Raw genomic sequence first — 26,100 nt, 5'->3', positions numbered from 1 at the left:
AGATCAGGTCCAACGATGATTGCTACTGGCCGGATTAGCATCGCTGATGTGGATTCGTATCTGCTGCGCACCTTCGTGGCCGTCGCCGAGACCGGCTCGTTCTCGGCGGCCGCCCAGCGCCTCAGCTTCACCCAGTCGGCGGTCTCCCAGCAGATCGCCGCGCTGGAGACCGACCTGGGCACGCCGCTGCTGACCCGCCGCCCGGTCGCCCTCACCCCGGCCGGCGAGCGCCTGCACCGGCACGCCACGCAGCTGCTGGCCCGGCTGGCCGCGGCCCGTGCCGACGTGGCCCGGGCGACCGTCCCGCCCGGCCGGCTGACCGTCGGGCTCACCCCGCTGGCCTGGTCGCCGCGGATCTCGGCGGCCCTGGCCCGGATCCGTGCCGAGTCGGCCCGGCTGAGCAGCCGGGTGCTGGTCGCCGACCGGGACCGGATCGCCGGCGCGGTCGCCACCGGCGAGATCGACGTGGGCCTGGTGGACGGTTTCGTGGCGCCCAGCGACCCGCTGCCGCTCCCGGAGGCGGGCGCGATCGGGGTGGCCGAGGACGGCGCGGTGGTGGCGGTCCCGGCCGGGCATCCGCTCACCGGGCGCCCGAGTGTGGACCTGGCCGATCTGGCCGACGCGTACTGGATCGACGCCCCCGCGGTGACCCCGCTGTCCCGGCTGCCGATCGACGGCCCGCGGGCCGGTCTGCGCTACGACGGCACCGACGTGACGGTGCTGACCGGCCTGATCGGTTCCGGTCACGGCCTGGCGCTGCTGCCCACCAGAATCCCGGAAAACACGAAAGCCCAAAAATCCGATCTGCCGGTACGCGGCATCCCGGTCCCGAGACTGGTGCACCGGGTGGAACTGCTGCGGGCAGCCGGCTCAGAAGGCCCGGCCGCCCGGCTCAGCGATCTTCTCGAAGCCCCTTGAGCAGGGCGATGTCCGCCGCGTGCCCCTCGTGCTCCACGGACGGGGTCTCCACGATGATCGGCACCCCGGCAGCCGCCGGATGGCGGAACAGTTCCGCGAACGGCGCCGAACCGATCTTCCCCTTGCCGATCGTCTCGTGCCGGTCCCGGGTGGATCCGCACTCGTCCTTCGAGTCGTTGGCGTGGATCAGCTGGAGCCGCCCCGGCCCGGTGGCGGCGACCAGCTCGTCCAGGGTGGCCGTCATCCCGCCGGGAGTGGCCAGGTCGTGCCCGGCCGCCCAGGCGTGACAGGTGTCGAAGCAGACGCCCAGCCACGGGTGCTGGTCGACGGCGGCCAGGTAGGCGGTCAGGTCCTGCACCTTGGATGCCAGGCTGCGCCCACCACCGGCGCTCGGCTCCACCAGCAGTTTCGGCAGCCCATCGGCGGCCGCCCGGTCGAGCAGCGGCAGCAGCTGTTCGTGCAGCTGGTGCATGGCCTTCTCGGCGTGCTCCTCGTCGACCGAACTGCCCGCGTGGTAGACGACCGCGGTCGCGCCGATCGCCTTCCCGCGCAGCAGGGCGTGTTCCAGGGTGGCGAGCGAGCGCTCGACCGTCAGCGCGGTCGGTGAGCCGAGGTTCACGAGCAGGGAGGCGTGGATGTACGCGGGCAGATCCCGTTCGCCGATGCCGTCCCGGAACAGGGTGTCCTGCTTCGGGTCGCCGGCGGGCAGGGCCCAGCCACGGGAGTTGGAGACGTACACCTGAAGGGTCTCCGAACCCGCGGCGTCGACGTAGGGGAGGGCCGCCTTGGCCAGCCCTCCCGACGTCTTGGTGTGTGAGCCGATCCGGTGCACCGTCACAGGAAGCAGACCAGCTGGACGGTGCTGCCCGGCGGGACCTGCGAGCCCGGCGGCGGGTTCATCTGCCGCGCGGTCTGGTTCTGATCACCGTTCAGCTGCACCTGGAGTCCCTGTTGCTGGAGTTGCGCGGCTGCGTCCTGGCACCGCTGGTTCGTCACGTCGGGCAGGGTGATCTGTTGCGGACCCTTGCTGACCTTGAGGGTGACCTGGGTGCTCTTCTCCGCCCCGGTGCCCGCCTTCGGTGTCTGGCTGAGAACCTCGTCGGCCGGCTTGGTGCTCTCCTCGTACTCCTCGGCGGCGCTGAGGCCGGCCTGCCCGAGGAGCTGCCGGGCCTCGTTGATGTTCTTCCCGACCACGTCGGGCACGGTGATCGGCGGCTTGCCCTTGCTCAGCACCAGCGTGACGGTCTCGCCGGGTTTCAGCTCGGTGCCGGCCTTCGGGTCGGTGGAGACCACGACGCCCGCGGGCGCGGTGTCGCTGTAGACCGCCTTGCCCTGCTTGACCTTGAGTTTCAGGCCTTCCAGGGTGGCTTTCGAGAAGGCCAGCTCCTGGCCCTCCAGCTGCGGCACCGGGTGCACCTCGGGGCCGAGCGACAGGTTCACCGTGATCGGGTCGCCCTTGATGATCTTCTCGGCCGGGCCGGGGTTCTGTGTCACCACGGAACCCTTCGCCACCTGGTCGCTGTAGACCCCGTCGGCGACGTACAACGTGAAGCCCTGTGCCTCGGCCGCGGTCTTCGCGGCGTCCTGGCTCATGGTGAGCAGCCGGGGCGCCTCGGTGTACCGCCCGAGCGTCACCCACCAGGTGCTGCCCAGGATGACCAGGGCCATCACGGCGACCAGTGCGGTCAGCATGACCCGGCGGCGGTCGCCGAAGAAGCCGGCGGCCCCGGGCGGCGGTGCGGCGGAGCGGCGGTGCGGCTGGCTCGGGGCACGGCCGCCCTGCTCCGGGAGGCGGGCCCAGTTGGGCCGGTGGGAGGCCTGGTAGGCGGTGCCGGCCGGGACCGGCGGCACCAGGGCGGTGGCGTCGTTCGCCGGTACGGCCGGGACGAGCCGGGTCGCGTCGGCGCTGCGGGGGCCGGGCGGGACCTGCCGGAGCAGGGCCGTCTCCACGTGGCTGACGCCGATGCCGTCCCGGGCGCTCTGCACCTCGGACAGCAGGCCGCCGGCGTCGGTCGGCCGGGCCGACGGGTCGCGGCGGGTGGCGCGCGTGACCAGGTTGTCCATCACCTGCGGAGTGCCGGGGACGAACCGGGACGGCGGCGGTACGTCGTTGTCGACGTGCTGCCACGCCACTTCGATCGGCTCGTTCCCGTCGTACGGCACCTTGCCGGTCAGCATCTCGAAGAGCACGACACCGGCCGAGTAGACGTCGGTGCGGGCGTCCGCCTGACCGGTCTGCACCAGCTCCGGAGCCACGTACGCCACGGTCGCCATGAGCTGACCGGAGTCGTCGACGGTGCTCGCCTCGATGGCCCGGGCCAGACCGAAGTCGGCGACCTTGACCACCGCGTCGACCAGGTCCGCGGAGCCGCCGCTGGGCGCCTCGGCGACCAGCACGTTCTCCGGTTTGACGTCGCGGTGCACCAGGCCGGCCCGGTGTGCGGCGGCGATCGCGGCCAGCATCTGCTCCATGATCGCCAGGGCTTCCACCGGGGTCAGCCGGTTGCGCTGGCTGAGCAGCTCACGCAGGGTCTTGCCCTGCACGAACTCCATCACCAGATAGGGGAGCCCCTGATGGCGACCCTGGTCGTAGACGGCTACGACGTTCGGGTGAGCCAGGCGGGCGATCGTCTTGGCCTCGTCGGTGAAACGGTCGACGAAGTGGACGTTCGTTGCCTGCGCCGGGTGGATTATCTTCAGCGCGACGGTGCGCTCAAGCCGCTCGTCGGTGGCCCGGTAGACGGTCGCCATGCCACCACGGGCGACGCGACCGGTGATCCGGTAGCGCCCGTCAATCGTTGTGCCGATCAACGTATCGGCGACTGTGGTGTCCATCGGCGTGAAGTGTATGTGTCTTTCCAGTGAGGGTGACCCAGGATGTCACAGCTGAGTCCAAACGGGTACCCAAACGCTTGTGACCTGCACTGATTGACGTGGAAGCTATTCACATAAAGGAAATTTCCGGCTTTGCCCAGCGGTGACGGCGGTCACTGTTCGTGGAGGGTGACGGCTCGCTCGCGCTCGGTTCCGGATCGTCCGGTTCCGGGGACGGCCCGGCACTGTCCGAGGGCGACGGAGCGGTCGGTGTCGGCACCGGCGGGGTTTCACAGTCGCAGTCCGATTCGTCCGGTGCGGGGCGCGCCTTCTCCGGCGTACGGAAATCGCTGATCGTGGTTTTTTCGCTGGTGGGGGTGGGTGTCGGCCGGGTGGTGACGGGGACCTCGGGTGCCGGGCGGACCGTGCGGTGCCGCCGCTGCCGGGGCGGTGCCGAACCCATCCCGGCGTCCTCCTCGGCGACCTCCACCGGATGATCGGAAACGGGCGCCGCGATCGGCACCGGATCGGTCATCCGCCCGGCGAACGTCGTCGTGGCGACCAGATAGGAGCCGGCCGCCCCGCCCAGGCCGAGTGCGCAGAAGGCGGCAACCGCGACGAATCGCCGCGGTGGTGCGGGGTCGTCGTCGTGCGGCTCGGCGACCGGGAGGGAGACCAGCGAACCCGGAAAGGTGTTCATCCCCGTGAAGGTGACGTCCGGCCGCGGATCCGACGGCCCGGCGGGCGGCCGCCCCAGGTCGTAGCGCAGCGAACGCCAGGCCCCCGCCACCTCGCCCCGGACGCTGTCCCACAGGCTCATCAACGGATCTCCGATCTGGTCTGGCAGGCTGTACGGGTGACCGATCCCGTAATCCCCGGCCCGGCAGGCTGGATCACCCTGCCGGACGTCTCCGAAAAACTCGGTGTGCCGATCACCAAGGTGCACCAGTTGATCCGCGAGCGCGCGCTGCTCGCGGTCCGCCGAGACGGCATCCGTGTGGTGCCCGCCGAACTAGTGGCCAACTCCATCGTGCTCAAGCACCTGCCCGGCGTCCTCACCGTGCTCCATGACGCCGGGTACAACGACGAAGAGGCCGTCGGGTGGCTCTACGAACCCGACGAGACCCTCGGCGGCAACGCCGCGATCGCCCTCGGCGGCGACCGGGCGCGCGAGGTCAAACGACGGGCCCAGGCCCTCGGCTTCTAGCCGGAGAACGCGGTCACCCGTCAGACCGACCGACGGGTGGCCGCGTCCGCCAGCTCCCGCAGCACCGACCGGGCCTCGTCCTCGATCGCGGCCCCGGCCAGCGCGGTCAGCGCCTCCCCGGTCAGCGTCTCGATCCGGCTCTCCGTCGCGTCCAGCGCGCCCGACTCCCGGATCACCGCCCGCAACCGCTCCACCCCGGCGTCGTCCAGCTCCGGCGAGCCCAGCGCCGCGTCCAGCTCGGCCCGGCCCGCCTCGTCCAGACGCTCGAACGCCGACGCCACCAGATAGGTGCGCTTGCCCTCGCGCAGGTCGTCACCGGCCGGCTTGCCGGTCCGCTCCGGATCCCCGAACACGCCGAGCACGTCGTCGCGGGTCTGGAACGCCTCACCCAACGGCAGACCGAACGCGGCGTACGACGCGAAGATCTCCGGCCCGGCGCCGGCCAGAGCCGCGCCCAGCAGCAACGGGCGCTCGATCGTGTACTTCGCCGACTTGAACCGGGCCACCTTCCCGGCCCGCTCCAGCGACGTGTTGCCGGTCGCCTGGGTGTGCACGTCCAGGTACTGCCCGACGGTCACCTCGGTCCGCATCCGGTCGAAGACCGCCCGCGCCCGCCCCAGCTCGGCCAGGCCCATCCCGGACGTGTGCAGCATCTCGTCCGACCAGACCAGCGACAGGTCACCGAGCAGCACCGCCGCCGAATCCCCGAACCCGGTCGCGCCGCCACCCCCACGCCAGCCCTCGGTGCGGTGCAGCAGCTCGAACCGGCGGTGCACCGACGGCTCCCCGCGCCGGGTGTCCGACCGGTCCATCAGGTCGTCGTGGATCAGCGCGCTCGCCTGCACCAGCTCCAGCGCCGAGACCGCGGCCACCACCTCGTCCGAGTCGAGCCCGCCGGCACCCCGGAAACCCCAGTAGGCGAACGCCGGCCGCAGCCGCTTGCCGCCACCCAGCACGAACGCCGACACCACGTCGGCCACCTCGGCCAGCGCCGGATCGATCTCCAGCAGAACCGTCCGCTGAGTGGCGAGGAAACCGGAGAGGGCCTTGTCGACACGCGGCCGCAGACCGGCACGCTCGAGCGGGGAAATCGTCACCCCGATCACGCTATCTGGTCACTCACGAGCCTGTTCGGCCAGATCACCCGCTCGGTACAGTGGCAGCGTGTCCCTCGGTCTCCCCTCCCGGCTCCCCGGCGCCCCCTCGATCGGCGAGCTGATCCGCAGGCCCGGCCCGACGTTCTCGTTCGAGTTCTTCCCACCCAAGACGCCCGCCGGTGAGCAGGCGCTGTGGCAGGCGATCCGAGAGCTGGAGTCGCTGCGGCCCGATTTCGTGTCGATCACCTACGGGGCCGGCGGCACCACCCGGGACACCACCGTCGCGGTCACCGAGCGGGTCGCCACCGAGACCACCCTGCTCCCGATGGCGCACCTCACCGCGGTCGACCACTCCGTCGCCGAGTTGCGCAACGTCATCGGGCGCCTGGCCGGCGCGGGCATCTCCAACATTCTTGCGGTACGCGGGGATCCCCCCGGCGATCCGGGCGCCGAGTGGGTGCGGCACCCCGACGGGGTGCTGTACGCCGAGGACCTGGTCCGGCTGATCCGTGAATCCGGCGACTTCAGTGTCGGCGTGGCGGCGTTCCCGTACAAACATCCCCGCTCCTGTGACGTGGAGAGCGACACCCGTAACTTCGTCCGCAAATGCCGGGCCGGCGCCGACTTCGCGATCACCCAGATGTTCTTCGACGCCGACGACTACCTGCGCCTGCGGGACCGGGTCGCCGCGGCCGGCTGCGACACGCCGATCCTGCCCGGGGTCATGCCGGTCACCCGGCTGGCGACCATCGACCGGGCGGTGCAGTTGTCCGGCGCCCCGTTCCCACCCGCGCTGCTGCGTCGCTTCTCATCGCTGGCAGGCGGCTCCGCCTCCTCCTCCGTCTCCTCCGTCTCCGAGGATGCCGTCCGGGCCCTCGGCATCGAGCTGTGCGCCGAGATGTGTGCGCGGTTGCTCGCCGAAGGGGTGCCCGGCATCCACTTCATCACCCTCAACCGGTCCACGGCCACCCGCGAGGTCTGGCAGCAGCTGGCCCCGGCCACGGTCTAGCTTTCCCACCATGACCTGGGAGGAGTACGCCACCGCCTGGTCCCGGTTGCACGGCGGCTTCGACCCGCGCGAGGCGCCGGCGGTGGTCCGGGGCTGGATCCGGTTGGCGTACATCATCGGCAGTTTTCTGGGTCGTCGGCGGGTCACACCGTTCGCGGTGACGGTCGCCGGGCTGCTGCTCTGCCTGGCCGTCCCGCTCGCGGCGCTCCTCGGGCCGCCCGGCCTGGCCCTGGGCGCCGTCCTGGTCCTGCTCGCCGCGGTCGCCGACGGCCTGGACGGTGCCGTCGCCGTCATCACCGGCAAGATCACCAAGGCCGGTTTTGTGTACGACTCGGTAGCCGACCGTCTCGGAGAAGCGGCCTGGCTGACCGCTTTCTGGCTGGCCGGCGTCCCCGGATGGCTGGCGGTGACCGCCGGGGCCGCGGGGTGGCTGCACGAATACGTGCGGGCCCGCGCCACCACCGCCGGCATGCCCGACATCGGCGCCGTCACCGTCGGCGAACGCCCCACCCGGGTCTCGGTCGCCATCACCGCGCTGCTGGTGGCGGCACTGTCAGCCCTGGTCGACACCGGATGGCCGCCCCTGGTCCTGACCGCCGGGGCCGGGGTGTGGCTGGCCCTGCAATCGGTCGGCTTGGCGCAGTTGGGTGTGGCGGTCCGGAGCGCGCTAAGGCCCTGACCGCCGCCTGTTCCCCTGTTCCACCGGTTCCACCTGTTCCCCATTCCACCTGTTCCCCCATTCCGCCGGGGCCGGGGTAGCCGCCGTTATTCCGCGGGGGCTGGGAAGCCGAGCTTCTCGGCTAGGTCCCGGACCCGGGCCGGATCGGAGTCCGGGCCGAGAGCCCTGATCACCGCGCCCGTCAGCGGCTGGAACGTGGTGACGTGCCGGATCGCGGCCAAAGGGAGTTCGACCTCGAGAACCTCCTCGGCATACTCCTGGTACTTCTCCGCGATGTCGTCCCCGAGAACATCCAGCAGCCAGGACCCGTCCGGATTGACTTCGTCCTCATCGGCCGGCGAGAAGTCGATGTCCTTTCCGGCCCGCCATGCATCGTCGCCGGCTGATCGCCACAGAACAAAGGTGGCGTCCAGTATGCCGTCGGCCCGGGTGAAAGCGGGTTCGGTCACCTGGTCCCCAAATTCGGGCGGAAGACCATCGAGAAGCCCCGGCCACAACTTCCCACCGGAATGCTCGAACATCGACGACTCGTGATAAACGCCCCGAATGAAGACACCGGCGGGAGTGAAGACGACGTCGAACTCCTCACCGCTGCCATTACGCATCGCCCCGGCCTCATCATCACCCCAGGCGGTGTCGTAGGTGTAGTAGTCACCGCCAACGATCAGGTCCAGCACCGCGAGCGCTTTACACCGCTGCCGCAGAACATCAACAGTGGGCAACAGAGCGGCAATGTCATAGACGGTCACGCCCGGCATCGTATGACCACCCACCTCCGTCCCCGGGTTCTCCGCGCCTGGCCCGCGTCCTCCGCTGGCGCCGGCCTCCTGTCCCGCCCTCAGCCTGGCTTCTCGGGAGGGGTGTATTTGCGGCTCCGGCCGGGGTGCGGCGGCATTAAATCGGTTGTTCGGGGTCGATGGACTGTCTATTTTTTCTTCAGCGGATCCGGGCGGGGTGGAACGCCTCTGAGCTGTGGATTCTCTTTTTGCAAACGATTTTCCGGGGGGGGGTGACGAAATGAGTGCGGTGCTGGTGCTCAATGCTGACTGCGGGCCGTTGCACCGGGTCAGTCTCCGGCACGCGATCCGGATGCTTTTCCGGCAGGTGGCCGTGGTGCACGAGGCCGAGCCGGACGACCGGATCGGGGTCTACCCGGTGCCGACTGTCGTGCGGCTGGTCTCCTACGTGGTCACCCGCTGGCGGCGTGGCCGGGGCCCGGGCTGGTCGCGGGCCGGTGTGCTGGTGCGGGACGGGCGGAAATGCGCCTACTGCGGTGCCGCCGCGTCCACCATCGACCACGTCCTGCCGCGTTCCCGCGGCGGCCGCAACGAATGGCTGAACACGGTGGCCGCATGCGGGCGCTGCAACAACCGAAAGGGCGACCGCACTCCCGCCGAGGCACGCATGCCACTGCGGACGACCCCGTTCGCCCCGATCTGGTCTGCGTCCTTCGCCTGACGCAGCCCCCACCCGGGCCTTCACGCTCGGGCCTTCACGCTCAGGGCTTCAGGCCCAAGGCTTCACGCCCAGGGCTGTGATTCCATGGCTTTATTCCCAGGGCGGCCGGCGGATTTACACGGGGATCCGTCGGCCGCCGCCCCTCGTTTCGGTGTGGGGCGCGGTCATCCGGCGATTGCAGTCGTTCCCCTCGTTAGCTTCGAACCTAAGTTGTCAATGATTCGTTGACAACTTAGGGTTGGGCCATGGTGAAGGCGGAGAAGTCAGCGAACCCGTCACTGGACCCGGAGGTGCCCGTGGCTTCGTCGGAGGCCGCGGGGTTTGCGGAGCCCGCGGGGTCTTCGGGGTCCGCGCGGTTGTCGGAGCCTACGGGGTCTTCGGAGCCCACGCGGTTGGTGGAGCCCGTGGGGTTGTCGGAGCTGCGGGAGGTTCCGGCCCGGCGGGCGGCGATCGACGCTGTGGAGTTGGAGTCGATCGACCGTGCGCGGCGTTCCGGTGCGTCCTGGGCGCAGATCGCGTCGGCTCTCGGCCTGGCCAGTCGCCAGGCGGCAGAGCAGCGCCGGCAGCGTCTGGCCGAGGCTGCCGAGCGGGCCTCCCGGCCGCAGCGTCGAAAGCTCGACCGTGATTACGGTCCGAACGTCTCCAACCTGCGAGAACGCGCCGTGGAGCTGCATCGCCGGATCGGTGCCGACCGCCGTTGGGACCGCCGTTTCACCCGCGCCGCCCTGGTGCGCGAAACCCTGGCCGCCACCCCCGACGCGCCCGCCGGCGCCTTGTACGACCTGGTGGTCGTGGCCTTGGCCGACCTGTCCGGACCCGACGTCCCGGTCTTCCCGGGCCCCCTGCGGTCCGCGATCGCCCGCCTCCGCGCAGCCGCCGTCGTCGGCTGATGCCCCCGTATTCGGTCACCTGACCACTCGCGGTCCTTCTCGCCCGGTCGGAACCGGGCGCTCTCCCCAAGCCCGTCTCCCGGCTGCTGTCTCGTGCTGGGAGGGCGGGCTGGGTTGTTGTCCTCTGTTGACTTCGGGATGGTGGGGTGGCCAGGATGTGAGTCCTCAAGACTCAAGTCCTTGGCTCTGGATGTGTCGGCCGAGGGCTCCTTCACTGTGCCCGGTCGTGGGTTTGCGGCGTGGGCGATCAGGGGTGTGGCATGCGACGGAACGCTGCTCTGTTGGTACTCATCTCGGTCCTGTCCGGGTTCGGCGGGACCGCTCTGGTCCTGGCGGCGGGTGTCTGGATCTTCGATCTGACCGGGAATCCGGGGCTGGCGGCTCTCGCCGCGCTCGGGGTGTACCTGCCCAGTCTGGCCGCGCCCTGGCTGGGTGCTCTGGTGGACCGGTTTCCCCGGCGGGGTCTGCTGATCACCGTCGAGTTCGTGGTCGCGGCTCTGCTGCTCGCCCTTCTTCCGGTGGATTCGGCCGGACAGGTGTGGTTGATCTACCTGGTGATGCTGGCGCGGGGCTTCGGCTACGTCCTGCTCGATGCGGGTGAGACGGCCATGCTCCCGTCGGTGTTGCCGGCCCGGATGCTCGGTGACGTCAACGGCTGGCGATCGAGCGGTCAGGAGGGGATGAAGTTGCTGGCCCCACTCGCCGGGGCGGGCCTCTACGCCTGGGCCGGCCCCCACCCGGTGGTTCTGCTCTGCGCGGCGCTCCCACTGCTCAGCGCCCTCTGTTACGCCCTTCTCCGCCGTCACATCCCCGCCTCGGAGCCCGCCACCGTCGCAACCGCCCCGTCCGTCGGGAGTGCGGCGGTCGGGCCGGCCACGAAGGCAACGGAGGTTGAGGGAGATGCGGGTGATGGGAAGGCCGTGTGGAGTGCGGAGGCCGTGCCGGCTGCGGGGACGGCGAGGGCCGCGGGTGATGCGGGTGATGGGAAGGCCGCGTGGGGTGCGGAGACCGTGCTGGCTGCGGGGACGTCGGGGGTTGAGGGTGATGGGAGGGGCTTGGGGAATGCGGAAGCCGAGCCGGCCGTAGCGGCAGCGGGGGATGCGGGAGCCGGGCCGGGCGTAGCGGCAACAGGGATGGCGAGGCCGGCGGGGGTCGTGCCGGTTGTGGGGGTGAGGGCTGAGGCCGGTGAGGAGGGGCGGGAACGGCGGGTCGGGTTGGGGTGGGCGAGTGTCCGGGAAGGGCTGGTGGTCTTGGGGCGGGAGCCGTTGCGGACGCCGGTTCTGGTGGCGACGGTGGCTATTGCGGTTGCCGGGCTCACCAATGCGGCTGTGTTGTCGCGGCTGGTGGATGGGCTGCACCTGCCCGCTACCTACCTCGGGGTGCTCTCCAGTGCCCAAGGGGGCGGGTCGATCGTGGCGGGGCTTCTGGTGGGGCGGCTGCTGGGCCGGATGTCGGCGGCGCGGGTGGCTGCGGTCGGGGCGGTGATCTTCGCGGTGGCCTGTGTGGCTCGGATCGTGCCCTGGTGGCCGTCGATGATCCTGGGGAGTGTGCTCACCGGGATCGGGCTGGTCTGGGCGCTGATCGCGGCGGTCACCGCGATCCAGACCGGTACCCCGGAGCATCTGCTCGGGCGGGTCGCGGCCACCGGGAACACGGCCATGTTCGGGCCGCAGGCTCTGACGATTCCGCTCGGGGCGGCCATGATCGCTCTCGGGGACCAGGTCACCTTGGGAGTGGGCGCGGTCCTGATCCTGGTCACCGTTCTGCTGGTGCGACGGTCGATGGCGCCCCGGGTCACCGTGTGAGGTGTCGCTCCCCGGAGGGTGCGCCGGGCACACCGCGTGAGGTGTCGTTCCCCAGGGGGCGTGTCGGGGGCGGGGGTCAGAGGGGCATCCGCTTCAGGTAGGCGGTGATGTCGGAGGGCTCGTGGGTGGCGCAGCCGATGTAGTTGTCGGGGCGGATCAGGAGCAAGGTGGGGGCGGTGATGTCGTAGCTCTCCGCGGCCGCGGTGGCGTCGTGGGCCGGGATCCCCAGGTCGGGGAGTGGTGTGGGCCAGTGGAAGGCGAGCAGGGTGGCGTGCGGGCCGCGCAGCAGGTCGAAGATGCGGCCCGAGTCGGTGCGGGCGTCGGGGGCCCGGTCGCCGGCCCGGATCGCGCCGGGGGCGGGGCGGTGTTCGGCGGTCAGGGACGAAGTGCGGTAGTGCAACGTCAGCTGGCGCAGTGCGGGGTCGTCGCGGCGTAGCGCGTCCTCGTCGCCGTCCACATGTTTCCGGTGCAGGTGGGTGGTGATGCCGAGGACGCCGGCGGCCACCGGCAGGCGCTCCTCCTCGTAGGTGTCCAGGATCGTGGGGTCGCCGGTGGCGATCTTCCAGCCCAGGTTGTAGGCGTCCTGCACGCCGGTGTTCAGGCCCTGGCCGCCGGCGGGGGAGTGCACGTGGGCGGCGTCGCCGGTGAGGAAGACGTGGCGGGAGCGGAAGCGGGCGGCCATCCGCATGTTGGCGCGGTACTCGGACTGCCAGCGGACCTCGGTCAGCGTGATCGACGGGTCGGCGGCCGTCACCAGTTCCTGAAGTGGCAGGGCCGACGGCGGGGCGGTGAGCTGGAAGTCGTCGGTGCCGGGCAGGGGGCACAGGGTCAGGTGTGCCGACGGCCAGACGTGCCAGTGGTCGCGGGACAGGCCGGTGAGGCGCACGTCGGCGATGGTCAGGCGCTCCTCCTCCTGGGTGTTGCCGTCGAACGGGATGTCCAGGAGCTTGCGGATCGTGCTGCGGCCACCGTCGGCGGCGACCAGATAGCGGGCGGTCGCGATCTCGCCGGTGCTCAGGGTGACCTGGACGCCGTCGGCGGTCTGGGTGAAGCCGGTGACCGAGACGCCGTATTCGATCGGGAGACCTTCGGCGAGCAGTTCGGCGGTACGCCATTGCGGAAGCATCAGCATGTTCGGCCACGGGACCGCGGTGGTGGGGGTCTTCGGCTCGTCGAGGCGGAACTCGTGGACGCCGCCGTCGGGGAGGTGGGCCAGCATCGGCGGGTAGTCGCCGCCGACGGCCTGGAAGCCGGCCAGCAGGCCGAGGTCGTCGAGGACCTCCAGGGTGCGGGGCTGCAGGCCTTTGCCGCGGGAGCCGGTGAACGGCTCGGTGGACCTCTCGACCAGACGGAACGGGACGCCGTGCCGGGACAGCTGGCGGGCCAGGGTCAGGCCGGTCGCGCCGGCGCCGGCGATTATGGTGAATCTTGATTCAGTGAACATGGATTCACCATAGGGCTGCTGATAATCTCCGTCAAGTGGTGGTGGGCACACGAAAGCAGCAGGCGGAACGGACCGAGGCGGAGCTGAAGGCGGCCGCTGTCCGGGTGTTCGCGCGGGTGGGATACCTGAACACGAAGATCACCGACATCACCGCCGAGGCGGGCCGGGCGACCGGGTCGTTCTACAAGCACTTCACCGGCAAGGAGAAGCTGCTGGAGGCGCTGCTTGCCGACATGCTGGCCGAGGGGGACGCGCGCGCGGAGCTGCCGGAGCATCCGACCGACTTCCGGGACCGGGCGGCGGTGCGCTGGCACGTCGAGCTGTACTGGGGCTTCTACCGGGAGAACCGGGCGGTGATGTCCGCGCTGCAGCAGGCCGCGATCGTCGACGAGGAGTTCGCCCGCCGTAGCCGGGAGATGCTCGAACCCGATCTGCAGCACATCGCCGGGCATCTGGCGGGGCTGGAGCTGCCGGGGGATCCGATGACCGCGGCGTCACTGTTCACCACGACGCTGTCCGGCGCGGTGGCCGGCTGGTTCGAGGAGAGCGAAGCCGGCCGGGATGACGAGACCGCGCGGATCGAGGCGCTGACGACGTTCCTGCACCGGGGCATGGGCGGCTGACAAGCCGGGGTATGGGTGACTGGCAAGCCGGGGTATGGGCGACTGAAAATGCCGCAACGGTCGCATTCGGCCCGGCGGCCGCGATGTCGGCCGTGCGGGGCCGCCTACCTCGCGCTGACCTGACGGGACTTTGGATAAATCGTACTAGAAAAGAAAAACCAGGCGCCCGGCACGTCGTTGTGCCGGGCGCCTGGTGTCTGGAAGGGATCAGCGCTTCGTGATCGCCTTGCGGTAGTCGCTGTTCAGGCGGCCGATCAGGCTCAGCGGAATGCCCTTCGGGCAGACCATGGTGCACTCGCCGGCGTTGGTGCAACCGCCGAACCCGGCGTCGTCCTGCGCCTGCAGCATGTCGATGACCCGGCTGTCGCGCTCCGGCTGGCCCTGCGGCATCAGACCCAGGTGCGAGATCTTGGCCGCGGTGAACAGCATCGACGAGCCGTTCGGGCAGGCCGCCACGCAGGCGCCGCAGCCGATGCAGGTGGCCGCCTCGAACGCCAGGTCGGCGTCCTTCTTCGGCACCGGCGTGGCGTGGGCGTCCGGCGCGGTGCCGGTCGGCGCGGAGATGTAGCCACCGGCCTGGATGATCTGGTCGAACGCGGACCTGTCGACGATCAGGTCCTTGATGACCGGGAAGGCGGCGGCGCGCCACGGCTCGACGTCGATCACGTCGCCGTCCTTGAATTTGCGCATGTGCAGCTGGCAGGTGGTGGTGGCCTTCTCCGGGCCGTGCGCCACACCGTTGATGACCATGCTGCACGCGCCACAGATGCCCTCACGGCAGTCGTGGTCGAACGCGATCGGGTCGTCGCCGTCGAGGATCAGCGTCTCGTTGAGCACGTCGATCATCTCGAGGAACGACGCGTCGGGGGAGATCCCCTTCACGTCGTAGGCGACCATCTTCCCGCCGGCCGAGGGGCCGGATTGACGCCACACCCTGACCTTGATGTCCATTACTTGTAGCTCCGCGTGCTCGGGTGGACGTACTCGAAGTTGAGGTCTTCCTTGTGCAGCGTGGGCTTGCCGTCGGCGCCGAAGTACTCCCACGCCGCGGCGTAGCTGAACTCGTCGTCGTGGCGCAGCGCCTCACCGTCGGGGGTCTGCGACTCGCCCCGGAAGTGGCCGCCGCAGGACTCGCGGCGGTGCAGCGCGTCGATGCACATCAGCTCGCCCAGCTCGATGAAGTCGGCGACCCGGCCGGCCTTCTCCAGGTTCTGGTTGAGTTCCTCACCCTTGCCGGGCACCTTCACCCGGGTCCAGAACTCCTCCTTCAGCGCCCGGATCAGGCCGATCGCCTTGGTCAGGCCCTCCTCGGTGCGCTCCATGCCGCAGTACTCCCACATGATGTGGCCGAGTTCGCGGTGGAACGAGTCGACGGTGCGGTCGCCGTCGATGGACAGGAACTTCTCGATCCGGTCCTCGACCTGCTTGCGGGCCTCGACGACCGGCGCGTCCGTCTCAGTGACCTTGGGGAACGGCCCGGAGGCGAGGTAGTTGCTGATCGTGTTCGGCAGCACGAAGTAGCCGTCGGCCAGGCCCTGCATCAGCGCGGACGCGCCGAGCCGGTTGGCGCCGTGGTCGGAGAAGTTGGCCTCGCCGACCACGAACAGGCCGGGGACCGTCGACTGCAGGTCGTAGTCGACCCAGAGGCCGCCCATCGTGTAGTGCACGGCGGGGTAGATGCGCATCGGCTGCTCGTACGGGTCCTCGCCGGTGATGCGCTCGTACATCTCGAAGAGGTTGCCGTACTTCGCCTCGACGGCCTTGCGGCCCAGCCGGCTGATCGCGTCGGCGAAGTCCAGGTAGACGCCGAGACCACCGGGGCCGACACCGCGGCCCTCGTCGCAGACGTTCTTGGCGGCCCGCGACGCGATGTCCCGGGGCACCAGGTTGCCGAACGACGGGTAGATGCGCTCCAGGTAGTAGTCGCGCTCGTCCTCGGGGATGTCGGACGCCTTGCGGGTGTCCTTCTGCGCCTTCGGCACCCACACCCGGCCGTCGTTGCGCAGCGACTCGGACATCAGGGTCAGCTTCGACTGGTGCGAGCCGGACTCCGGGATGCAGGTCGGGTGGATCTGCGTGTAGCAGGGGTTCGCGAACAGCGCGCCCTTGCGGTGCGCCCGCCACGACGCGGTGACGTTGCAGCCCTTGGCGTTCGTCGACAGGAAGAAGACGTTGCCGTAGCCGCCGGAGGCCAGCACGACCGCGTCGGCGAACTCGGTGCTGATCTCGCCGGTCACCATGTCGCGGACCACGATGCCGCGGGCCTTGCCGTCCACGATGATCAGCTCGAGCATCTCGTGCCGGGCGTTCATCTCGACGTTGCCGAGGCCGATCTGCCGCTCCAGGGCCTGGTACGCGCCGAGCAGCAGCTGCTGCCCCGTCTGGCCCCGGGCGTAGAACGTGCGGGACACCTGGGTGCCGCCGAACGAGCGGTTGTCGAGCAGGCCGCCGTACTCACGGGCGAACGGGACACCCTGGGCCACACACTGGTCGATGATGTTCACCGACACCTGGGCCAGGCGGTACACGTTCGACTCACGGGCGCGGAAGTCGCCGCCCTTGACCGTGTCGTAGAACAGCCGGTAGACGGAGTCGCCGTCGTTGCGGTAGTTCTTCGCGGCGTTGATGCCACCCTGCGCGGCGATCGAGTGTGCGCGGCGCGGGCTGTCCTGATAGCAGTACGACTTGACGTGGTACCCGGCCTCGGCCAGGGTCGCCGCCGCCGAGCCGCCGGCCAGGCCGGTGCCCACGATGATGACCGTCAGCTTCCGGCGGTTCGCCGGGTTGACCAGCTTGGCACTGAACTTGCGGCGGTCCCAGCGGGTCTCCACCGGGCCGTCGGGGGCGGCCTTGTCGACGACGGGTTCGCCCTCGGACCAGAATTCCGTAGCAGCCATGATCACTTCACCAATCCGAACGTGACCGCGATCGGCACCGAGAGGTACATCGCGACCAGGACCACCGAGAGCACCAGCGCGATCGCCTTGGCCCGGCGCTCGCCCTTCGTCGTCTGCTGGCCCATCGTGCGGACCGCGCTCCAGATGCCGTGCCGCAGGTGGAAGCCGACGGCCACCACGGCGAGCACGTAGAAGAGCGTCACGTACCACCGCTCGGGGTCGAAGCCCTGGACCACCCGCTGGGAGGCGTCCGAGTCTCCGGTGGCCGGGTTCACCACACCGAGGGTCAGGTCGAGGATGTGCCAGATCACGAAGAGCACGATGATCACGCCACCCCAGCGCATGGTGCGCGCGGCGTAGCTGCCCTGGACCTTGGGGCGGTGGGCGTACTTGACCGGGCGGGCCTTCTTGGCCCGGATGGTCAGCACGGTGGCCGCCCAGATGTGCAGGCCGATCGCGGCCAGCAGGCCGAAGCGCTGGATCCACAGGAACCAGGCGTGCGGGAGCAGGGGCGTGCCCAGCTCGCGGAGCCACTCGGCGTAGTGGTCGAAGTCCGGCAGCCCCACGAAGATCTTGAGGTTGCCGGCCGCGTGTGCGAAGAGGAAGAGAACCAGCAGCGTGCCGCTGGCCGCCATGATCAATTTGAGGACGACCGACGAGGGTCGCTGCTTCTTACGAGCCGGGACGGGCGTTGCCGCGCCCGCCGGCTTCGAAGCCTTGGATGAAGTCGTGTCTACCGCCACAACCTGAAAGGTAGAAAGGCTCTGGCGATTCGTCTAATGCATGAAAGGTAAGATGTTCATAGCGATAGGCTATTAGGATGCAGCTGCAACAACTCCGGTACTTCGTCATGGTGGCTGAGCTGCGACATTTCACCCAAGCGGCGGACGAAATGGGCGTCTCGCAACCTACGTTGAGTAAGCAGATTCACACTCTGGAAGCATCTCTCGGCGCGCCGCTCTTCGAGCGCATCCGTGGTGACGTGACCCTGACCGTCGCCGGTCAGACCCTGCTCCCGCTGGCGCAGCGGATGATCGCGGACGCCGACGCGGCCCGGGACGCGGTCGCCGACATCGTCGGGGTGCGCAAGGGCGAGGTGCGGCTCGGCGCCACCCCCAGCCTCTGCTCCTCGCTGGTCCCGGCGGTGCTGCGCACCTACACCTCGGACCACCCCGGCATCCAGCTGCACGTCAGCGAGGGCAGCTCGCAGGACCTGATCGACAGTCTGCTCGCGCACGGCCTCGACCTGGCCCTGATCGTCCAGCCGGAGCACGGCGTCGACCCGGGGCTGGACGCGATCGAGCTGCTGCGGGAGAGCCTGGTGGTGGCCTCGGTCCTGGACGGGCCGCCGCCGACGGTGGCCCGCCAGCTCGACCTGATCGAGCTGCGGCACACCCCGATGGTGATGTTCCGGACCGGCTACGACATCCGCGACGTCACCATCCAGGCCTGCGAGCGGGCCGGGTTCAGTCCGAAGTTCGCGGTCGAGGGTGGCGAGATGGACGCGGTGCTGGCCTTCGTCGAGGCCGGGCTGGGGGTCGCGCTGGTGCCGAGCATGGTGCTGGCCAACCGGCCGCTGCTGCGGGCCACCCCGCTCGCCCCGCCCGGGATGCGCCGCACCATAGCCCTGGCTCAGCGCAAGGGGTCGGTCCTGCCGCACGCCGCCGCCGCGCTGCGCGAGGTGATCATCGAGCACATAGCGGCCGGCGAGTTGCCCGCCGGGGTCAGAGCGTTGTGAAGCGTCCACTTAGGGTGGTCAGACCGCAACTGTACGTCTAGTCTCGTCGATGTGTGGCATGGCGAGTACCGGGATCCCCGGCTGGTCGAGGTCTACGACGCCGAACGCGTCTGGGGCTGGGAGCACGACTTCTTCATGCGGGTCCTCGCCGACCGCATGGCGCCCCGCGTGCTGGACCTGGGCTGCGGCACCGGTCAACTGGCGATCCGGATGGCCGGCGACGGGCACGACGTGACGGCTGTCGATCCGGCCGGTCCCGCCCTGGACGCCGCCCGCCGCAAGCCCGGCGCCGCCCGGGTCCGCTGGATCCAGGGCTCGTTCGAGACGCTGCCGTCGCAGGCGTTCGACGCCGCGTTCCTGACCGGCCACGTGGTCCAGCACCTCAGTGACCAGGAGTGGACCGGCGCCCTGCACGCGCTGCGGGAGGCTCTGGTCACCGACGGCCGGCTGATCTTCGACGGGCAGGATCCGGCGCACCGTCCGTGGGAGGGCTGGGGCCGGGAGGCCACCGAGCGGGGCATCGTCCTCGACGACGGCTCGCTGGTGCTCGCCTGGACCGAGCGGGCGAAGCCGGAGGGTGACGTCGTCCCGGTCGTCCACCACTACCTCTTCGAGGACGGGGTGGAGCTGACCAGCACCGCCGCGCTGCGGTTCCGGGACGAGGACGAGCTGCGCGACGCGTTGCGGGCGGCCGGTTTCCGGGTGGATCAGGTGTACGGCGGATGGGGCCGGGAACCACCCGGGCTCGGCCACGACGGGGAATTGATCGTGATCGCTGTGGCGGAGCCTCGTATGGTCCGGTGAGAATCTCGCCGAACGTGCCAGGATCTGCCGCTTTCTTACTGAACCATTGCAGGCCATGAATCCCGGACTAGCATCCGGCAGGCATCGGTACCGACCCATGACGACGGGCTAGGTGGTATGTCCGACAACGAGTGGCCCCCTCCGGGCTCCGGCGAGTGGAGCGATCCACCGCGGACGCGCAGCCGTGTGCTGCTGTCCGCGGCGCTGGTGGTCGTGGTCCTGCTGGTGGCCGGTGGAGTCACCTGGCAGCTGATGCGGAACGGGTCGGCCCAGCCGATCGCGCAGTCCACCGTGGCGCCGTCGCAGTCCGCCGGCCGGCCCACCGTCGCGCCCTGTCCGGACCCGGAGCTGACGGTCGCCGTGGCGCCGGAGATCGAGCCGGTGATCCGGGCCGCCGCCGACGGTCTGAAACCGGCCAACCAGCGCTGCGCGCCGATCACCGTGCGGGCCGAGGAGCCGGGTGTCACGCTGGCGTCGAAGCAGCGGCCGGACGTCTGGATCCCCTCGTCCACGTCCTGGCTGACCATCGCCGCCCAACAGAAGATCAACTTCAAGCCGTCCGGGGCGACGCTGGCCTGGTCGCCGATCGTGCTGACCGCGCCCGAGTCGTTGGTCGGCCTCTACTCCCCGGACGGCAAACCCGCGTGGACCGCCCTGCTGCGGGCCGTCACCGAGGGCCGCATCCCGGTCGTCACCATGCCCGACCCGCTGCTGACCACCACCGGGCTGCTCAGCGTGCACGGGGTGCACGCGGCCGCCGCACTGACCACGAAGGACCCGGGGATCGCCCAGCTGCGGGCGCTCACCCTGCGCAGCCGCCTGGAGGACGCCGACGCCGACCCGGTCTCGACGCTCAAGAAGCTCGGCGCCCAGACCAGCCCCACCGACGCGAGCTACGCGGTCGGCGTCTACCCGATGGTCGAGCAGCAGCTCCTCGCCTATCAGAAGCAGGGGCACGAGGTCGCGCTAAGCGGTGCGCCGCCGGTCGACGGCCTGGTCCAGGCCGATTATCCGTACGCCGTGCGCAAGGGTGTGAAGACCGAACTGGTCGAGCAGCTGCGGTCGGCGATCAGCCGGGAGGCCCTGGAACAGGCCGGGTTCCGTACCGAGCCGACGGCCGGCAGCGCCCGGCTGCCGGACACCGCGGCCGGGCTGCTCACCCCGGCCAAGCAGTGGGCGCAGTACCAGAAACTGGCCTTCCAGGTGCTGCTGCTGATCGACGCGTCCGGTTCGATGAACGAGCGGATCGGCGGCGGCACGGCCACCAAGGCGTCCCTGCTGCGCGAGTCCGGGGCCACCGCCGCCGACCTGTTCAATCAGGACACCACCATCGGCATGTGGTACTTCGGCGCCGCCTCGGCGAACGCGCCGGCGCACACCGAGGAGGTCTCGTTCGGCCCGATCACCTCGTCCGTTGACGGCAAACCACGGCGTGACCTGCTGGCCGAGAAGATCGGCTCGTACCGGCCGGTCACCAGCGCCGGCACCCCGCTCTTCCAGAGCGTGCTGGACGGCATCGAGACCATGCGCAAGGACGCGTCGCCGACGTTGCCGTCGGTGGTCGTGGTGCTCACCGACGGCGCCGACGGCGGGACCAGGTTCACCATGTCCAATCAGGAGTTCCTGAAGAAGATCGCGGACGGCCGGGATCCGAAACGGCCGATCCCGGTGATCGCGGTCGGTTACGGGCCGGGCGCCAACATGGCCGCGCTGCAGAGCATGGCCAAGGCGACCGGCGGGCAGGCCATCGCCGCCCGCAACCCGGCCGACCTGGCGTCCGCCATGGCCAAGGCTTTCCTGGCCGCGCGGGCCACTCCCTGAGGCGCGCTAAGCGGGGCCGACGCTGTCGGCGACGATCCGGGCGGACAGGGCCACCATCGGTAGCCCGCCGCCCGGGTGCACCGAACCGCCGACCAGGTGCAGTCCGGCGATCGGGCCCCGGTTGGCGGGCCGCAGCAGGCCACCGGCGGTGCCGTAGATCGCCCCGCCCGGAGCCGCGGTCGTGTCGGCCAGGTCGGCCGGGGTCCGCGTCTCGACGAACTCCAGCCGATCCCGCAGATCCAGACCACGATCCCGCAGAACCTTCAAGATCCGATTGGTGTACGCCGGGGCAAGGCCCTCCCGCCGCCAGTCCACAGCGGACCAGCCGGTCCCGTGCCGTGGCGTGTTGACCAGCACGAACCACGCCTCGCTGCCGCCCGGGTGGACCGCCGGATCGTCGGCCCGGGTCACGAACACCGCCGGATCGCTCACCGGCCGGGCCCGCCGCCCCGGGCCGGGGAAGATCGCGTCGAACTCGGCGTCGTAGTCGCGCGGGAAGAACACCGTGTGATGGGCCAGCTCGGGGGTGTGCCCGCGCACGCCCAGGAGCAGCACGAACCCGGCCAGGCTCCGGTCGGCCAGCCCGGTCAGCCGCCGCGGGCTGGGCAGCAGATCCCGGTAGAGGGTGAGAGCGTCCACGTTGGAGACCACTATGTCGGCGGGCACGAACGCGCCACCGGACAGGCGCACCCCGCGGACCCGGTGGTCGGCCTCGATCGCGGTCACCTCGGAGCCCAGCTCCACACGTACGCCCGCCTCGTCGCACTTCGCGCGCAGCGCGCCGGACAGGGTGCCCAGCCCACCCGGCAGGTACCAGCCGCCGTGAGCCAGCTCCGCGTAGGGGATCGCGGCCAGCGCGGCCGGCGCCCGCCGCGGATCCGTCCCGGTGTACGTCGCGTAGCGGTCCAGCAGCATCCGCAGCCGGGGATCGCGCAGGTACCGGCGGCCCAGCGACCGCAGCGACCGGCCCGGCGCGATCGCCATCAGGTCGGGGATCCGCCACGACAGCCGGGCCAGCGACGCCGCCGACACCGGCCGTTGCAGCACCGACTCCCAGGACGCCCGCCAGATCCGGGCCGCCCGCCGCCAGAACCGGTCCCAGTCGGCGGCCGCCTCCGGGCCCAGCGCGGCGGTGATCCGGTCCAGGAACACCGCGTGATCCGACGACGAGTCGAGCACCGTGCCGTCCGGGAAGACGTGCCGCACCACCGGGTCCAGCGGGGTCGGCCGCAGATCCAGGCCCAGCTCCTCGAAGACCCCCGGCAACGTCAGCAGGCTCGGGCCGGTGTCGAACCGGAAGCCGTCCCGCTCGTGGACCGCCAGCTTGCCGCCGACCTCCGCCGACCGCTCGTGCACCGTCACCCGATGCCCGGCCCGGGCCAGCCGCAGAGCCGCCGCCAAGCCGCCGACACCGGCGCCGATCACCACCACGTCGCTCATACCGGGCGTCCTCTCCAGGTCAGCAGGTTGCGGCGGCGGCGATGGAACGACCGGGCCACCAGCCAGGCGAACAGCACCACCGACAGGGGATGGGCCAGTGAGTCCAGGATGCGCCCGCCGGTGGCCGCCGCGCTGACCGCCCGGCCGGCCACACCCAGCAGATAGGCCGAGAGGGCGATGGTGGGGAACAGCAGTGGGGCGACGTACAACAGCAGGAGAAGACCCACGACGGACGCCGCGCCGAACGCCGACCCGAAGGACGCCCACAGCGATTTTCCGTAGCCGTCGGCCAGATCGCGCCACGAGTCGTACATCCGGCAGGTCGCCAGGTGGGAACCGTCGGCCAGCGCGATCCGGCCACCCGACCGCTTCACCGCGCGGGCCAGGCCGATGTCCTCCAGGACGTCGTCGCGGACCGCGGCGTGCCCACCCGCCCGCTGATAACCGGCCCGGTCCAGCACCAGCCACTGGCCACCGGCCGCGGCCAGGGACGGGCGCGGGGAACGCTCCATGCCGCGCAACGGCAGAAACGTCAGCCAGGACCACTGCAGGAGCGGCTGGACCAGACGGCCGGAACCGACGATCTTCGGGTACGGGGACAGCAGAGTGAACCGTTGCGCCCGGAGGAGGTCGACCGCGCCCGCGATCGCGTCCGGTTCCAGAACCACGTCGGCGTCGACGAAGACCAGCACGTCCGCGCCGGTCGCGTCGTCGGCCAGCTGGCGGCAGGCGTTCGGTTTGCCCAGCCAGCCGTCGAGGGGCGGGGCGCCCCGGAGCAGGGTCACCCGGTCCCCGGCGATCTCCTCGACCACCCGGGCCGTTCCGTCGGTGGAGTTGTCGTCCAGGACGTGGATCGTCAGGTTCGGGGTTCCCCGCTGCGCCAGCAGCGACTGCAGGCAGGGGGTCACCCGGGTGGCCTCGTTGCGTAGCGGGAGCAGGACGGCCACGCGTTCCTGCGTCGTGGCGTTCCGTTTCGGGCGTCTCAGCAGCAGCGCGTTCACCACGGTATGGGCGGTCAACAGCAACAGGGCGATGATCATTTGCGGAGCTTGAGCACTAGGGGGAGCACTGCCGCGCTCATCGTGATGCCGCCCCACGCCGCCGAGGCGGGCAGGTCCAGGAAGACCAGGTGCGCGAGGACCGACGATGCGTACGTCCAGATCCACAACGCGTACATCGGCTGATCGTCGGTTCGTGGTTCTTGATCTTTTTTAAGAGACAAGACGGTCATTATCAGTACGGCGAACCCCAGCCAGCCCAGGTAGTTGCTGATCGGGATACCGTCCAGCCCGGGCAGCGCCGGCACCGGGTCGTGCCAGCTCCAATAGCCCTCGGCGACCATCTGTGGATCGAGGAACAGATCCCAGCAGGCCAGCCCGAACGCGGCCAGCGCGATCCGTTTCAGCCGGCTCCCGGTGACCCGCACCGCCGCCAGCCACGCCGGCCAGGCCATCCACGTCCAGGCCAGCGGAATGATCAGCGGAACACCCAGCACCTTCGGGCCCAGCTCGCCGGAATAGTCGTAGGTGCCGAACGGGAAACCGGTCGCCACCCCGACCGCCTCGACCAGGAAACCACCCACACCCGCCGTGCCGACCAGCGCGACCACCGCCCACCGGCCGCGAGTGATCAGGGCGTGCGACACCGACAGCAGCACCCCGATCACCACCGTCGCCATGGTGATCGCGGCCCGGTCGGTCAGCAGCGGATAGCAGATCTGCGCCAGGATCAGGGAACCCAGCAGAACCCAGGGGATCGTACGCAACGCCGGGATCAGCCGCCCTCGGCCGGAAGCGGGATCTCCCGCCCCAGGATCGCGAACGCGCGCTCGTCACCCGGGAACAGGAAACTGCGCAGCACGTCGCTGAAACCGAACCGCCTATACAGCCGCCAGGCCCGGGACGCCTGCTCGTCGGCCTCCGGCGTGGACAGCAGCACCGTCTTGCCGTCCGCCATCGCCAGCAGGGCCCGCAACTGCTTGGCCCCGATGCCGTGCCCCTGCGCGGCCGGGCGCACGTGCAACTCGACCACCTCGAAACAGTCCGCCAGCCAGAAGCGCCGGGCCGTCTCGTCCACCGCGGAGCGCACCTGGTCGTGCCACCACTGGCCGGGAGCCGACGTGTAGCCGTAGCCGAAACCGGCCAGATTGCCCTCCGCGGTCAGCGTCGCCACCGCCCGGAACCCCGGCCGGCGCACGTGCGAACCGATGTAACCCCGCCGGGTCTGCAACAGCTCCTTGCGGTACCCCATCGCCTCGCCGTAGACGGCCACCACGTCATCGAGCCGGCGCAGCAGGTCATCCGGCTGCCAAGCAACGAGCCTCATCGGTCTACCTGCCCTTCTCTCCACCCGAGTACGGTGCGGTCGCCACTGATCTCGCGCACGGCGAAACGGGCGAAAAGCTCCTCGGCGTACCAGCGATCGGTGGGGGTGCGCGCGATCGCCGAACGGTGCCGCGGCTGACGGTACGCGAAAGCGGTCAGATCCGTCGTGTTGCGCCACACGCTGACCGTCCCCTGCCAGCCGATCGGCGCCTCACCCACCCCGAACCCGGCCAGCAGACCCGGCGCCGCCGCCAGCTCCCGCGCCACGTCCGGGACCGCGCGCCAGAACCGCAGCGCCCGTGACGGCCGCAACCGGGCCCTGGTCAGAGCCAGCACCATGCCGTCGGTCCTCCGGTTCCGGGCCTGGAACGGGCTCCGGCCGGACCACTCACCCCGGCTCACCAGCGGCTCCAGATCCACCCGGGCCTGCCGTTCGGCGATCGCGTCCCACCGGGGGAACCGGACCGGGGCGTCGCTGACGGTCACCGCGGCCCAGCGGGTCAGATCGGTGTCACGCACTCCGAAGGTGGTGCCGGTTCCCGTACCCAGAAATTTGCCGAATTTGACTTCTCTCAGATCTTTTCCGGCCAGGGCCATCCGCAGCATCGCGGAGCCGACGGCACGCCGCGGAACCCGCCAGACGTGCAGGCTGACCTGGTCGTCGGTCACCGCGTCACGCTACCTCCGCCGGAGTGCCCGACGTGACGCGGACCAACTCGGCGAAGGAGATCGGAAAGACCGATTGCGGTACGCCGGCAGCCGCCCAGATCACCGGGTACTGCTCCAGATCGATGTCCACCAGGGTGCGCAGTGGTTTCGGATGACCCAGCGGGGCGACACCGCCGATCGCCTGGCCGGTGTGCTCCCGGACGAACTCCGGCGTGGCCCGGCGCAGCCTGCCGACGCCCAACAGGGCCTCGACCTTCCCCGTGTCGACCCGGTGCGCGCCCGACGTCATCACCAGCAGCGGCTCCCCGTCCGCGTCGAAGACCAGCGAATTGGCGATCTGGCCGACCGTCACGCCCAGGGCGGCGGCCGCCAGCGCGGCGGTGTGCACCGCCTCGTCCAGGATGACGATCTCGGCACCGCCCAGGGCCTCGCGGACCGCTGTCACATTCGGGTGATCGTGCAT

At 70.5% G+C, this 26,100-nt stretch carries 26 protein-coding genes; 11 read left to right on the top strand and 15 right to left on the bottom strand.

The window, feature by feature from the left end; translation table 11 throughout:
- Positions 1 to 48: 48 nt before the first annotated feature.
- On the top strand, positions 49 to 918 hold the full coding sequence (locus tag Aco03nite_RS06505; RefSeq protein WP_203793840.1) for a LysR family transcriptional regulator: 870 nt from the start codon (positions 49 to 51) through the stop codon (positions 916 to 918).
- Here the strand turns inward: Aco03nite_RS06505 and Aco03nite_RS06500 are convergent.
- The 3 genes from Aco03nite_RS06500 to Aco03nite_RS06490 all read right to left on the bottom strand — a co-directional run bounded on the left by Aco03nite_RS06500 (position 893) and on the right by Aco03nite_RS06490 (position 4,552).
- Positions 893 to 1,756: a deoxyribonuclease IV gene (locus tag Aco03nite_RS06500; protein WP_239144956.1), complete on the bottom strand. Its 864-nt coding sequence runs from the start codon at positions 1,754 to 1,756 to the stop codon at positions 893 to 895. The genes Aco03nite_RS06505 and Aco03nite_RS06500 overlap by 26 nt on opposite strands.
- Positions 1,753 to 3,753, bottom strand: a complete 2,001-nt coding sequence (gene pknB / locus Aco03nite_RS06495) for a Stk1 family PASTA domain-containing Ser/Thr kinase (RefSeq protein ID WP_203793839.1) — start codon at positions 3,751 to 3,753, stop codon at positions 1,753 to 1,755. Before pknB ends, Aco03nite_RS06500 begins: the two co-directional genes overlap by 4 nt.
- Before the next feature lie 109 nt (positions 3,754 to 3,862).
- On the bottom strand, positions 3,863 to 4,552 hold the full coding sequence (locus Aco03nite_RS06490; protein WP_203793838.1) for a hypothetical protein: 690 nt from the start codon (positions 4,550 to 4,552) through the stop codon (positions 3,863 to 3,865).
- Positions 4,553 to 4,588: 36 nt separating this feature from the next.
- Here Aco03nite_RS06490 and Aco03nite_RS06485 point away from each other — a divergent pair, with 36 nt between their 5' ends.
- Entirely contained in the window at positions 4,589 to 4,939 is a 351-nt protein-coding gene (locus tag Aco03nite_RS06485; protein WP_203793837.1) for an Rv2175c family DNA-binding protein, read from the top strand.
- Positions 4,940 to 4,959: 20 nt separating this feature from the next.
- On the opposite strand, the gene Aco03nite_RS06480 is transcribed toward Aco03nite_RS06485, so the two are convergent.
- A complete protein-coding gene (locus tag Aco03nite_RS06480; protein WP_203793836.1) occupies positions 4,960 to 6,036 on the bottom strand; it encodes a polyprenyl synthetase family protein in 1,077 nt (358 codons plus the stop codon).
- Positions 6,037 to 6,103: 67 nt separating this feature from the next.
- On the opposite strand from Aco03nite_RS06480, the gene metF reads away from it, so the two are divergent.
- Positions 6,104 to 7,045: a methylenetetrahydrofolate reductase [NAD(P)H] gene (gene metF / locus Aco03nite_RS06475; protein ID WP_203793835.1), complete on the top strand. Its 942-nt coding sequence runs from the start codon at positions 6,104 to 6,106 to the stop codon at positions 7,043 to 7,045.
- Between the two features lie 10 nt (positions 7,046 to 7,055).
- On the top strand, positions 7,056 to 7,724 hold the full coding sequence (locus tag Aco03nite_RS06470; RefSeq protein ID WP_203793834.1) for a CDP-alcohol phosphatidyltransferase family protein: 669 nt from the start codon (positions 7,056 to 7,058) through the stop codon (positions 7,722 to 7,724).
- A gap of 86 nt (positions 7,725 to 7,810) precedes the next feature.
- Here Aco03nite_RS06470 and Aco03nite_RS06465 read toward each other — a convergent pair whose 3' ends face one another.
- Complete coding sequence (locus Aco03nite_RS06465; RefSeq protein WP_203793833.1) at positions 7,811 to 8,473, bottom strand: hypothetical protein; 663 nt, start codon at positions 8,471 to 8,473, stop codon at positions 7,811 to 7,813.
- A gap of 268 nt (positions 8,474 to 8,741) precedes the next feature.
- Here Aco03nite_RS06465 and Aco03nite_RS06460 point away from each other — a divergent pair, with 268 nt between their 5' ends.
- The 3 genes from Aco03nite_RS06460 (at position 8,742) to Aco03nite_RS52720 (ending at position 11,877) form a co-directional block, all read left to right on the top strand.
- On the top strand, positions 8,742 to 9,182 hold the full coding sequence (locus Aco03nite_RS06460; RefSeq protein ID WP_203793832.1) for an HNH endonuclease: 441 nt from the start codon (positions 8,742 to 8,744) through the stop codon (positions 9,180 to 9,182).
- Between the two features lie 404 nt (positions 9,183 to 9,586).
- Entirely contained in the window at positions 9,587 to 10,072 is a 486-nt protein-coding gene (locus Aco03nite_RS06455) for a hypothetical protein (protein WP_203793831.1), read from the top strand.
- A 260-nt stretch (positions 10,073 to 10,332) separates the two neighbouring features.
- Complete coding sequence (locus tag Aco03nite_RS52720; RefSeq protein ID WP_239144955.1) at positions 10,333 to 11,877, top strand: MFS transporter; 1,545 nt, start codon at positions 10,333 to 10,335, stop codon at positions 11,875 to 11,877.
- Between the two features lie 76 nt (positions 11,878 to 11,953).
- Here the strand turns inward: Aco03nite_RS52720 and Aco03nite_RS06445 are convergent, their stop codons facing one another.
- Entirely contained in the window at positions 11,954 to 13,321 is a 1,368-nt protein-coding gene (locus Aco03nite_RS06445; protein ID WP_203793830.1) for an FAD-dependent monooxygenase, read from the bottom strand.
- A 41-nt stretch (positions 13,322 to 13,362) separates the two neighbouring features.
- Here Aco03nite_RS06445 and Aco03nite_RS06440 point away from each other — a divergent pair, with 41 nt between their 5' ends.
- Entirely contained in the window at positions 13,363 to 13,944 is a 582-nt protein-coding gene (locus tag Aco03nite_RS06440) for a TetR/AcrR family transcriptional regulator (protein WP_239144954.1), read from the top strand.
- Positions 13,945 to 14,151: 207 nt separating this feature from the next.
- On the opposite strand, the gene Aco03nite_RS06435 is transcribed toward Aco03nite_RS06440, so the two are convergent.
- From Aco03nite_RS06435 to Aco03nite_RS06425, 3 genes are read right to left on the bottom strand one after another with little or no spacing between them, the layout of a single operon-like run.
- Positions 14,152 to 14,895, bottom strand: a complete 744-nt coding sequence (locus Aco03nite_RS06435; protein WP_203793828.1) for a succinate dehydrogenase/fumarate reductase iron-sulfur subunit — start codon at positions 14,893 to 14,895, stop codon at positions 14,152 to 14,154.
- Positions 14,895 to 16,841 (bottom strand): fumarate reductase/succinate dehydrogenase flavoprotein subunit, encoded by a 1,947-nt coding sequence (locus Aco03nite_RS06430; RefSeq protein WP_203793827.1) that lies wholly within the window; start codon positions 16,839 to 16,841, stop codon positions 14,895 to 14,897. Before Aco03nite_RS06430 ends, Aco03nite_RS06435 begins: the two co-directional genes overlap by 1 nt.
- A 2-nt stretch (positions 16,842 to 16,843) precedes the next feature.
- Positions 16,844 to 17,584, bottom strand: a complete 741-nt coding sequence (locus Aco03nite_RS06425; RefSeq protein WP_275415829.1) for a succinate dehydrogenase cytochrome b subunit — start codon at positions 17,582 to 17,584, stop codon at positions 16,844 to 16,846.
- A gap of 71 nt (positions 17,585 to 17,655) precedes the next feature.
- Between Aco03nite_RS06425 and Aco03nite_RS06420 the strand changes: the two genes are divergently transcribed.
- The 3 genes from Aco03nite_RS06420 (at position 17,656) to Aco03nite_RS06410 (ending at position 21,204) form a co-directional block, all read left to right on the top strand.
- Positions 17,656 to 18,579, top strand: a complete 924-nt coding sequence (locus tag Aco03nite_RS06420) for a LysR family transcriptional regulator (RefSeq protein ID WP_203793883.1) — start codon at positions 17,656 to 17,658, stop codon at positions 18,577 to 18,579.
- A gap of 51 nt (positions 18,580 to 18,630) precedes the next feature.
- Positions 18,631 to 19,383 carry a class I SAM-dependent methyltransferase gene (locus Aco03nite_RS06415; RefSeq protein ID WP_203793826.1) on the top strand — a complete coding sequence of 251 codons (753 nt, stop codon included), beginning with the start codon at positions 18,631 to 18,633 and terminating at the stop codon, positions 19,381 to 19,383.
- A 117-nt stretch (positions 19,384 to 19,500) separates the two neighbouring features.
- Positions 19,501 to 21,204 (top strand): substrate-binding domain-containing protein, encoded by a 1,704-nt coding sequence (locus tag Aco03nite_RS06410; protein ID WP_203793825.1) that lies wholly within the window; start codon positions 19,501 to 19,503, stop codon positions 21,202 to 21,204.
- Positions 21,205 to 21,210: 6 nt separating this feature from the next.
- Here Aco03nite_RS06410 and Aco03nite_RS06405 read toward each other — a convergent pair whose 3' ends face one another.
- The 6 genes from Aco03nite_RS06405 to Aco03nite_RS06380 are packed head-to-tail and all read right to left on the bottom strand — an operon-like array spanning position 21,211 to position 26,100.
- The gene (locus tag Aco03nite_RS06405) at positions 21,211 to 22,644 is read right to left on the bottom strand and encodes a phytoene desaturase family protein (protein WP_203793824.1); all 1,434 of its coding nucleotides are present in this window, start codon (positions 22,642 to 22,644) and stop codon (positions 21,211 to 21,213) included.
- On the bottom strand, positions 22,641 to 23,684 hold the full coding sequence (locus Aco03nite_RS06400; protein ID WP_203793823.1) for a glycosyltransferase family 2 protein: 1,044 nt from the start codon (positions 23,682 to 23,684) through the stop codon (positions 22,641 to 22,643). The genes Aco03nite_RS06405 and Aco03nite_RS06400 overlap by 4 nt, the downstream gene beginning before the upstream one ends.
- A complete protein-coding gene (locus Aco03nite_RS06395) occupies positions 23,681 to 24,418 on the bottom strand; it encodes a carotenoid biosynthesis protein (protein WP_203793882.1) in 738 nt (245 codons plus the stop codon). The genes Aco03nite_RS06400 and Aco03nite_RS06395 overlap by 4 nt, the downstream gene beginning before the upstream one ends.
- Positions 24,418 to 24,969 carry a GNAT family N-acetyltransferase gene (locus tag Aco03nite_RS06390; RefSeq protein ID WP_203793822.1) on the bottom strand — a complete coding sequence of 184 codons (552 nt, stop codon included), beginning with the start codon at positions 24,967 to 24,969 and terminating at the stop codon, positions 24,418 to 24,420. Before Aco03nite_RS06390 ends, Aco03nite_RS06395 begins: the two co-directional genes overlap by 1 nt.
- Positions 24,966 to 25,637 carry a monooxygenase gene (locus Aco03nite_RS06385; protein WP_203793821.1) on the bottom strand — a complete coding sequence of 224 codons (672 nt, stop codon included), beginning with the start codon at positions 25,635 to 25,637 and terminating at the stop codon, positions 24,966 to 24,968. Before Aco03nite_RS06385 ends, Aco03nite_RS06390 begins: the two co-directional genes overlap by 4 nt.
- Before the next feature lie 4 nt (positions 25,638 to 25,641).
- Positions 25,642 to 26,100 (bottom strand): YbaK/EbsC family protein, encoded by a 459-nt coding sequence (locus Aco03nite_RS06380; RefSeq protein WP_203793820.1) that lies wholly within the window; start codon positions 26,098 to 26,100, stop codon positions 25,642 to 25,644.

It is taken from the genome of Actinoplanes couchii (genome assembly GCF_016862075.1).
Classification (GTDB): Bacteria; Actinomycetota; Actinomycetes; order Mycobacteriales; family Micromonosporaceae; genus Actinoplanes; species Actinoplanes couchii.
The sequence above is the reverse complement of the archived record's forward strand: the minus strand, read 5'-3'. Positions and strand labels throughout refer to the sequence as shown.

What these genes read in the sequence shown, in the direction of transcription:
- pknB (WP_203793839.1), bottom strand. Translation starts at nt 3,753, where the DNA reads ATGGACACCACAGTCGCCGATACGTTGATCGGCACAACGATTGACGGG.
- Aco03nite_RS06490 (WP_203793838.1), bottom strand. Translation starts at nt 4,552, where the DNA reads ATGAGCCTGTGGGACAGCGTCCGGGGCGAGGTGGCGGGGGCCTGGCGT.
- Aco03nite_RS06470 (WP_203793834.1), top strand. Translation starts at nt 7,056, where the DNA reads ATGACCTGGGAGGAGTACGCCACCGCCTGGTCCCGGTTGCACGGCGGC.
- Aco03nite_RS06460 (WP_203793832.1), top strand. Translation starts at nt 8,742, where the DNA reads ATGAGTGCGGTGCTGGTGCTCAATGCTGACTGCGGGCCGTTGCACCGG.
- Aco03nite_RS52720 (WP_239144955.1), top strand. Translation starts at nt 10,333, where the DNA reads ATGCGACGGAACGCTGCTCTGTTGGTACTCATCTCGGTCCTGTCCGGG.
- Aco03nite_RS06445 (WP_203793830.1), bottom strand. Translation starts at nt 13,321, where the DNA reads ATGTTCACTGAATCAAGATTCACCATAATCGCCGGCGCCGGCGCGACC.
- Aco03nite_RS06435 (WP_203793828.1), bottom strand. Translation starts at nt 14,895, where the DNA reads ATGGACATCAAGGTCAGGGTGTGGCGTCAATCCGGCCCCTCGGCCGGC.
- Aco03nite_RS06430 (WP_203793827.1), bottom strand. Translation starts at nt 16,841, where the DNA reads ATGGCTGCTACGGAATTCTGGTCCGAGGGCGAACCCGTCGTCGACAAG.
- Aco03nite_RS06410 (WP_203793825.1), top strand. Translation starts at nt 19,501, where the DNA reads ATGTCCGACAACGAGTGGCCCCCTCCGGGCTCCGGCGAGTGGAGCGAT.
- Aco03nite_RS06405 (WP_203793824.1), bottom strand. Translation starts at nt 22,644, where the DNA reads ATGAGCGACGTGGTGGTGATCGGCGCCGGTGTCGGCGGCTTGGCGGCG.
- Aco03nite_RS06400 (WP_203793823.1), bottom strand. Translation starts at nt 23,684, where the DNA reads ATGATCATCGCCCTGTTGCTGTTGACCGCCCATACCGTGGTGAACGCG.
- Aco03nite_RS06390 (WP_203793822.1), bottom strand. Translation starts at nt 24,969, where the DNA reads ATGAGGCTCGTTGCTTGGCAGCCGGATGACCTGCTGCGCCGGCTCGAT.
- Aco03nite_RS06380 (WP_203793820.1), bottom strand. Translation starts at nt 26,100, where the DNA reads ATGCACGATCACCCGAATGTGACAGCGGTCCGCGAGGCCCTGGGCGGT.